A 1,454-nucleotide genomic window follows, 5' to 3' on the forward strand; every position below is an offset into this window, starting at 1 on the left:
GCTTCGGCGACTTTGGCGTGGGCGACCAGCGCGCTTTCGACCTCGGCCGTGCCCATGCGGTGGCCCGAGACGTTGATCACGTCGTCGACGCGGCCGGTGATCCAATAGTAGCCATCCGCATCGCGGCGGCAGCCGTCGCCGGAGAAGTAGTAGCCTTTGTACTGCTGGAAATAGGTCTCTTGGAAGCGTTCGTGATCGCCCCAGACGGTGCGCATCTGGCCGGGCCAGCTGTCCTTGATGCAGAGCACGCCTTCGGTCGCGGTCTCGGTCAGTTCCTCGCCGGTGGTGGCGTCCAGAATGACCGGCTGCACGCCGAAGAACGGCTTGGTCGCGGAGCCCGGTTTGGTGGCAATCGCGCCCGGCAGCGGCGTCAAAAGATGCCCGCCGGTCTCGGTCTGCCACCAGGTGTCGACGATGGGGCAATTGCCTTTGCCGACGACCTCATTGTACCAGTTCCAGGCCTCCGGGTTGATCGGCTCACCGACGGTGCCGAGCACTTTCAGGTCGGAAAGATCATATTTTTCAACCCATTCGTTGCCCTGACCCATGAGCGAGCGCAGCGCGGTTGGCGCGGTGTAAAACTGGTTGACCTTGTGCTTTTCGCAAACGGCCCAGAAGCGGCCCGCGTCGGGGTAGGTCGGCACGCCTTCGAACATCACGGTCGTCGCGCCGTTGGCGAGCGGACCGTAGACGATGTAGCTATGCCCGGTGACCCAGCCCACATCGGCGGTGCACCAGAAGACGTCGCCGTCGTGGTAATCGAAGACGTATTTGTGGGTGAGTGCTGCATAGGCGAGGTAGCCGCCGGAGCTGTGGACGACGCCTTTCGGTTTGCCCGTGGAGCCCGAGGTGTAGAGGATGAAGAGCGGGTCTTCGGCGTTCATCGGACGCGGCGGGCAGTCGGGGGAGGCGTGTTCCATCAGATATTTGACATCGACATCGCGGCCCTGAACCCAGGAGATCTGATCACCGGTGTGTTTGACGACGAGGCAGCGGACCTTGTCGGAACAGTGCAAAAGCGCGGCGTCAGTGTTGGCCTTCAACGGCGTGCGACGGCCGCCGCGGGGTGCTGTGTCGGAGGTGATGACCAGCTTCGCGCCGCAATCGTTGATGCGGTTGGCGAGCGCGTCCGGGGAAAATCCTGCAAAAACAATGGAATGGATTGCACCGATGCGGGCACAGGCAAGCATCGCGTAAGCGGCCTCGGGGATCATCGGCAGATAGATCACAACCCGGTCACCGCGCATGACGCCCTGGCTGAGCAGCACGTTGGCCATGCGGTTCACCTTGTCGGAGAGCTCCTTGTAGGTGATGTGCTGGGCGGGCTCATCGGGATCGTCCGGCTCGAAAATGATCGCGGTTTGCAGGGATTTTTTCGACAGATGACGGTCGATGCAGTTGGCGGAGACGTTCAAGACGCCGTCGGCATACCATTTGATGTCCACGCGCCCGAA

At 62.2% G+C, this 1,454-nt stretch carries 1 protein-coding gene; it reads right to left on the reverse strand.

Translation table 11 applies throughout. The annotated features are described in order from the left end of the window. Window positions 1-1,454: acetate--CoA ligase (acs, locus tag LC094_RS21500; protein WP_226554846.1), on the reverse strand; the 1,454-nt coding region annotated here is incomplete at both ends.

It is taken from the genome of Celeribacter naphthalenivorans (genome assembly GCF_020524585.1).
In the GTDB taxonomy this organism is placed as follows: Bacteria; Pseudomonadota; Alphaproteobacteria; order Rhodobacterales; family Rhodobacteraceae; genus Celeribacter; species Celeribacter naphthalenivorans.